Origin of the sequence: Streptomyces catenulae, assembly GCF_000718015.1 — a bacterium.
In the GTDB taxonomy this organism is placed as follows: Bacteria; Actinomycetota; Actinomycetes; order Streptomycetales; family Streptomycetaceae; genus Streptomyces; species Streptomyces catenulae.
In genome coordinates, this window is sequence record NZ_JODY01000052.1 from 21,348 (window position 1) to 27,903 (window position 6,556).

A 6,556-nucleotide genomic window follows, 5' to 3' on the forward strand; every position below is an offset into this window, starting at 1 on the left:
ATGGCCACCACCCCGGAAACCGACGCCCCCGCCCACCGCCTCAGCCGCCTCTACCTGCGGCGCTTCCTGCGCAACCGGCTCGCCGTCACCGGCGTCGCGCTCCTCGTCCTGCTGGTGCTGTTCAGCGTCTGCGGCGGACTGCTCACGCCGTACACCTACGCCGACACCGACTTCACCGCGCTCACCCGACCACCGGACGCCACCCACTGGTTCGGCACCAACCAGGGCGGCAACGACGTCTACGCCTCCGCCGTGCACGGTCTCCGGCGGTCCCTGGTGATCGCCGTCAGCGTCTCCGCGCTGACGGTCGTCGTCGCCGCGGTCATCGGCACCGGCGCCGCGTACCTCGGTGGCCGTATCGAGCGGATGACGCTCGCCGTCCTCCACTTCCTGCTGGTCGTCCCGTCCTTCCTCATCCTCGCGCTCGTCTCCCACCGGCTCGCGGGTGACTGGCGGGTGCTCATCGTCGTGCTGACGGTCTTCGGCTGGATGTCCACCGCCCGCGTCATCTGGTCCGTCTCGACCTCGCTGCGCGAACGGGACTATGTGCGGGCGGCGGAGTTCATGGGCGTCAGCGCCCCGCGCATCGTCCGGCGGCATCTGATCCCGAACCTCGGCTCGCTGCTGATCGTCCATCTGACGCTCGGCGTCGTCGCGACCGTCCTGAGCGAAACCGCCCTCTCCTTCCTCGGGTTCGGCGTCCAGACCCCGGACGTCTCCCTCGGCACGATGCTCGCCGACGGCGCGGGCACCGTCACGAGCGCCCCCTGGCTCTTCGCCTTCCCCGCGGGGCTGGTCGTCCTGCTCACCGTCTCGATGACCCTCATCGGCGACGGACTGCGCGACGCCCTCGACCCCACCTCCGTCACCGGCGCCGCTGGAGGCCGACGATGACCCGTACGACGACCCTGCCCCACCCGGCGCCGCGGCCCGCCGCCACCACCCCCGTGCTCTCCGTACGGGACCTGCGGATCTCCTTCCCCTCCGAAGCCGGGACCGTCGAGGCGGTCCGCGGGGTCTCCTTCGATCTGCTGCCGGGCCGCACCCTCGGCATCGTCGGCGAGTCAGGCTCCGGCAAATCGGCCACCGCGATGGGCGTCATGGGTCTGCTGCCGCCCACCGCCGACGTCACCGGGCAGGTCCTGCTGAACGGCCGTGACCTGGTCGGACTCGACGACAAGGCGCTCTCCGCGGTCCGCGGCGCCGACCTCGGCATGATCTTCCAGGACCCGCTCTCCGCCCTCACCCCGATCTTCTCCGTCGGCCGCCAGCTCTCCGACGCCCTCCGCGTCCACCAGAGCCTGACGAAACGGGCCGCCTGGGACCGCGCCGTCGAACTCCTCGACCTCGTCGGCATCCCCGACCCGCGCGGACGCGCCCGCGCCTTCCCGCACGAGTTCTCCGGCGGGATGCGCCAGCGCGTCGTCATCGCCCTGGCCATCGCCAACCGGCCGTCCGTCCTCATCGCCGATGAACCCACCACCGCCCTCGACGTCACCGTCCAGGCACAGATCCTCGACGTCCTGCGGGTGGCCCGGCGGGAGACCGGCGCCGCGCTCGTCCTCATCACCCACGACCTCGGCGTCGTCGCAGGCCACGCCGATGACATCGCGGTGATGTACGCGGGCCGCACCGTGGAGCGGGCGGGTGTGGCGGAGCTGTTCGACCGGCCGGTGATGCCGTACACCGCCGGGCTGCTCGCCGCCGTCCCCACCGTGGACGGCGGGGAGCGCCGCCCGCTCGTCCCGATCGGCGGCGAACCGCCCGCCCTCGTCGACCCGCCGCCCGGCTGCGCCTTCGCGGACCGCTGCCGGGTCGCCGCCGACGCCTGCCGCACCACCGACCCCGCACTCCGCGACATCCCCGGCCACGGGCAGGCCGCCTGTCTGCGCGCCGGTGAGATCGCCGACGGGACGCTGGACCCCGCCGGGCCCGCGCCGGACGGTACGCCCGGCCCCGTCACGGGCCCCGCCGCGCCCGGCGAGGTGGTGCTCCGCGTCGAGGACCTGGTCAAGACCTTCCCCGTCACCAGGGGCGGCGTCCTCAAACGCCGGGTCGGCACGGTGCACGCCGTCAACGGCGTCAGCTTCGAACTGCGCGCCGGGGAGACCCTGGGCCTGGTCGGCGAGTCCGGCAGCGGCAAGACCACCACCCTGCTGGAGATCCTGCGGCTGAAGCGGCCCGAGGGCGGCCGCATCGAGATCGCCGGGACCGAGGTCGCGGGCGCCGGGGCCGAGGTGCAGAAGCTGCGGCGGGAGGTGCAGATCGTCCTCCAGGACCCGCTGGGCGCCCTCGACCCGCGGCTGCCCGTCCACCATCTGCTCGCCGAACCCCTCCAGGCCGTCGGCGCCGACCGCGCCGCCGTCCGCGCCCGCGTCCCCGAACTGCTCCGCCTGGTCGGCCTGGACCCGGCGGTGAGCGACCGCTTCCCGGCCGCGCTCTCCGGCGGCCAGCGGCAACGCGTCGGCATCGCCCGGGCACTGGCCACCGAGCCGAAACTGCTCGTCCTCGACGAACCGCTCTCCGCCCTCGACGTCTCCGTACAGGCCGGAGTGATCAACCTGCTGGCGCGGCTGCGCCGGGAACTCTCCCTCGCCACCCTCGTCGTCGCCCACGACCTGGGCGTCGTCCGCCACCTCGCCGACCGCGTCGCCGTGATGTACCTCGGCCAACTCGTCGAGACCGGCCCCACCGAAGCGCTCTTCGCCGACCCCCGGCACCCGTACACCCGGGCGCTGCTCTCCGCGGTCCCGGTGCCCGACCCGGTGCGTGAACGCGCCCGCGAACGGCTGGTCCTGGCGGGTGAGCAGCCCGGTGCCACCCGGCCGCCCGAGGGCTGTGTCTTCGTGGACCGCTGCCCGCTGTACCGGCACGCCGGTGCGGAGCTGCGCCGCCGCTGCCGCACCGAACGCCCGGCCCCCACCGCCGTGGACGGCGCCCCCGGCCACCGCCACGCCTGCCACGCCGCCTGACCCCGAACCCCCTCCCCGGAACACGAAGGAACCCCGCCGTGAAGCGCGCCAGACTGGTCCCGCCCCTCGCCCTCGTCGCCGCCGTCTCCGTGGCCGCCACCGCCTGCCGGGCGCCCGCCGCGCAGGACACCGCCGACGGCCCCCGGACCGCGTCGGCCGCCGTCGACTACAACCCGCAGCCGTACGACAAGCTCAAGGACGGCGGCACCTACACCACCGCCGGTACCTTCGACGACCAGGGCAACCCGTTCCACGTCAACGCCACCCTGACCGCCGCCCGCGTCTGGGCCTGGTACAACGCGGACGCGATCACCTACACGCCCACCGGCGGGGTCCGGTACAACCCCGACTACTACAGCGATGTGAAGGTCACCGTCGACGGCGGCCACCAGAAGGTCGTCCTCACGCTCAACCCGAAGGCCACGTTCAACGACGGCACGCCCATCGACTGGCGGGCGATCGAGGCCACCTGGAAGGCGAACAACGGCTCCCGCAAGGAGTTCGGCGCCGCCTCCACGGACGGCTACGACCGGATCACCGCGGTCGACCGCGGCAAGGACGCCAAACAGGCCGTCATCCGCTTCCGGGGCGTCAACCCCGCCTGGCCCGCCCTCTTCAGCACCTTCCTCCACCCGAAGGCCGCCACCGCCGGGAACTTCAACACGGCGTATGTGAAGAAGGCCCACCCGGAGTGGGGCGCCGGTCCGTACACCGTCGGCAGCTGGGACACCCACTCCGGCAACCTCAGCTTCGTCCGCAACCCCAGGTGGTGGGGGAAGAAGGGCAAGCTCGACAAGCGCGTCTACGTCAACCTGGAGCCGACGGCGGCGGTCAACGCCTTCAAGAACGGCCAGCTCGACTACGTCTCCGCCGTCGACGCGGAGAGCCTTGAGCAGCTCAAGGGCCTGAAGGGCACCGAGATCCGCAGCGGCGGCTCCCCCTTCGAGTACGCGCTGAACTTCAACACCCGCTCCCCGATCCTCGCCGACAAAGCCGTCCGCAAGGCGGTCGTCGAATCCGTGGACCGCCCGCAGATCGCCCGCATCCAGTTCCAGGGCCTCGACCACAAGGAGCCGCTGCCCGGCTCGGCCGTCCTCTACAGCTTCCAGAAAAGGTACGAGGACAACGTCGCGGCCGTCCTCAAGTACGCGCCCGGCCAGGCGCCCAGGACCCTCGACGCCGCGGGGTGGAAGCCCGGCCCGGACGGCATCCGCGTCAAGAACGGCAGGAAGCTGGAGATCGGCTACACCCTCCTCGGCGACGACCCGCTGGGCAAGGCCACCGCGGGCGCCCTCGCCGCCATGCTGAAGCCCGCCGGGATCCACCTCGTCGTCAAGAAGGGCGACGACGCGGACTTCGCCAAGATCCTCAACGAGCACCGCTTCGACCTGATCCTCTCCGGCAACCGCTCCATGGACCCCTTCGGCACCCGCTACCTCTGCGACTTCTACTGCGCCGACCGCGACTCCAACCTCACCGGCGCCGGCACCCCCGCCCTCGACAAGGCGATCCGCGCCACCGCCGGCCTCGCCGACCTGGGCGAACAGGCCCGGGCGGTCAACGAGGTCGAGCGGAAGGCGCTGGCGCAGTACGCCTTCCTGCCGCTGTTCAGCGGCCCGTCGACGTACGGCGTGAAGAAGGGGCTCGCCAACGTCGGCGCGACGATTTTCCTCAGCCCGCTGCCGGAGACGGTCGGCTGGCAGAAGTGACGCCCGCGCCCGCTCGCCCGCGGCCGCGCGCCAAGATGGCGTCAAGGTCCGGCGGGCGGACGGCCCCGGCGGGCCGGTGGCGGTTACACCGGAAGTGGAGGTGAACGCCATGGTCCGGTACGCCACCCGGAACCGGCTCGCCCTCGCGGGCGCGGTCCTTCTCCCGCCCGCGCTCTGCGCGGCGCTCGTACCCGTCCGGGACGCCCTGCCCCACGCCGACGCGGCGCTGATCGCCGTGGTGGCCGTGGTGGCGGTGGCCGCTCTGGGCAACCGGGTCGCCGGGGCGCTGGCGGCGCTCTCCGCCGCGGTCTGGTTCGACGTTCTCCTCACCCCGCCCTACGGCACCCTGGACATCACCGGCACCGCCGACGCCGTGACCGCCGCGCTGCTCCTCGCCGTCGGCCTCACCGTCGCCCAGCTCGCCGCGCGGGCCCGGAAGTGGAAGGTGAGCACGGTCCTGGACGACGACTATCTGGCGCAGATCCACCACACCGCCCGCCTCGCCGGGACGGCCACCTCCCCGGACGAGGTGATCGACCAGGTCTCCCGGCAGTTGGTCGGTCTGCTCGGGCTGAGCGGCTGCCGCTTCGAGTACGGCACGCTCCTCGGCCACCCGCCGCGCCTGGAGGGGGACGGCTCGCTCAGCTGGGGGCGGCGGCACTGGGACGTCGACCGGGACGGCCTGCCGCCGACCGAGGTGGAGCTGCGGGTGCTGCACAACGGGCGCTTCCACGGCCGCTTCCTGCTCCGCGCGGCCCCCGGCGCCACCCCGCCGCTCGGCGCCCGTCTGGTCGCGGTCACCCTCGCCGACCAGACCGGTGCGGCCTTCGACAACCTCCGCCCGGCGCCCGTCTGACACCGGGCCGGGTCACCGCCCCGCCGCGCCCAGCGCCCGGTTGAGGAGGAGGACATTGACGTGCGGCTGCCCCAGGAACCCCAGTTGGCGTCCCTCGACATGCCGCTCGACCAGCGCCCGCACCCGCGCCGGGGCCACCCGCCGGGCCCGCGCGACCCGGCTGACCTGCTCGTATGCGTACGCCGGGGAGATGTCCGGGTCGAGGCCGGAGCCCCCGGCGGTGACCGCGTCCGGCGGGACGGCCGCCGCCGGGACGCCGTCGAACGCGGCGACGGCGGCGCGGCGCGCCCGGACGGCGGCGGTCAGCGCCGGGTTGTTCGGCCCGAGGTTGGAGGCGCCGGACTTCCCCGGGTCGTAGTCGGCGGCCGACGGGCGGGGCTGGAACCACGCCGGGTCGGGCCGGGCGCCGTGTGTGCCGGGCAGCGCGAAGTTCTGCCCGAGGAGCCGTGAGCCCACCGGCCTGCCGTCCGCCGTCAGCAGCGAGCCGTTGGCCCGTCCGGGGAGGAGCGCCTGGGCGACACCGGTGACGGCCAGGGGATAGGCGATCCCGGTGAGCACCGTGAACACCAGCAGCATCCGCAGGGCCGCCAGATACCGGCGCAGGGCCGTGGGGAGACCGGCGGGTGCCATGGGCGTCCTCTCCGTCGCCGGGCGCGATCAGCGCAGACCGGGCAGGAACTGGATGACGAGGTCGAGCAGTTTGATGCCGAGGAACGGCAGGACGAGCCCGCCGAGCCCGTAGACCCAGATGTTGCGGGCGAGCAGCCGGTCCGCGGCGGACGGTCGGTAGCGGACGCCGCGCAGCGCGAGCGGGATCAACACGATGATGATCAGGGCGTTGAAGACGATCGCGGAGGTGATCGCGGAGGTCGGGCTGTGCAGCCGCATGATGTTGAGCCCGTCCAGCCCCGGGTACACCGCCGCGAACATCGCGGGGATGATCGCGAAGTACTTGGCGACGTCGTTGGCGATGGAGAAGGTGGTCAGGGCGCCGCGGGTGATCAGGAGTTGTTTGCCGA

Annotated in this window: 5 protein-coding genes and 1 pseudogene; 4 read left to right on the forward strand and 2 right to left on the reverse strand. The window is 73.3% G+C overall.

Annotated elements, in window-relative coordinates:
• The 4 genes from IF23_RS0129605 to IF23_RS0129620 all read left to right on the forward strand — a co-directional run bounded on the left by IF23_RS0129605 (position 1) and on the right by IF23_RS0129620 (position 5,537).
• Positions 1 to 894 carry an ABC transporter permease gene (locus IF23_RS0129605; RefSeq protein WP_030289166.1) on the forward strand — a complete coding sequence of 298 codons (894 nt, stop codon included), beginning with the start codon at positions 1 to 3 and terminating at the stop codon, positions 892 to 894.
• Positions 891 to 2,972: a dipeptide ABC transporter ATP-binding protein gene (locus IF23_RS0129610; RefSeq protein WP_030289168.1), complete on the forward strand. Its 2,082-nt coding sequence runs from the start codon at positions 891 to 893 to the stop codon at positions 2,970 to 2,972. The genes IF23_RS0129605 and IF23_RS0129610 overlap by 4 nt, the downstream gene beginning before the upstream one ends.
• A gap of 38 nt (positions 2,973 to 3,010) precedes the next feature.
• Complete coding sequence (locus tag IF23_RS0129615; RefSeq protein ID WP_030289169.1) at positions 3,011 to 4,681, forward strand: ABC transporter family substrate-binding protein; 1,671 nt, start codon at positions 3,011 to 3,013, stop codon at positions 4,679 to 4,681.
• A 109-nt stretch (positions 4,682 to 4,790) separates the two neighbouring features.
• The gene (locus tag IF23_RS0129620; protein ID WP_030289171.1) at positions 4,791 to 5,537 is read left to right on the forward strand and encodes a DUF4118 domain-containing protein; all 747 of its coding nucleotides are present in this window, start codon (positions 4,791 to 4,793) and stop codon (positions 5,535 to 5,537) included.
• 12 nt (positions 5,538 to 5,549) lie between these two features.
• Here the strand turns inward: IF23_RS0129620 and kdpC are convergent, their stop codons facing one another.
• Both kdpC and IF23_RS0129630 read right to left on the reverse strand, forming a co-directional pair.
• A complete protein-coding gene (kdpC, locus tag IF23_RS0129625; RefSeq protein ID WP_030289173.1) occupies positions 5,550 to 6,167 on the reverse strand; it encodes a potassium-transporting ATPase subunit KdpC in 618 nt (205 codons plus the stop codon).
• 27 nt (positions 6,168 to 6,194) lie between these two features.
• Positions 6,195 to 6,556: pseudogene (locus IF23_RS0129630) on the reverse strand (potassium-transporting ATPase subunit B); the annotation flags it as partial.

Bases quoted from the DNA above. Each gene is read 5' to 3' on its own strand.
- IF23_RS0129610 (WP_030289168.1), top strand. From the start codon at position 891: ATGACCCGTACGACGACCCTGCCCCACCCGGCGCCGCGGCCCGCCGCC.
- kdpC (WP_030289173.1), bottom strand. From the start codon at position 6,167: ATGGCACCCGCCGGTCTCCCCACGGCCCTGCGCCGGTATCTGGCGGCC.
- IF23_RS0129620 (WP_030289171.1), top strand. From the start codon at position 4,791: ATGGTCCGGTACGCCACCCGGAACCGGCTCGCCCTCGCGGGCGCGGTC.
- IF23_RS0129605 (WP_030289166.1), top strand. From the start codon at position 1: ATGGCCACCACCCCGGAAACCGACGCCCCCGCCCACCGCCTCAGCCGC.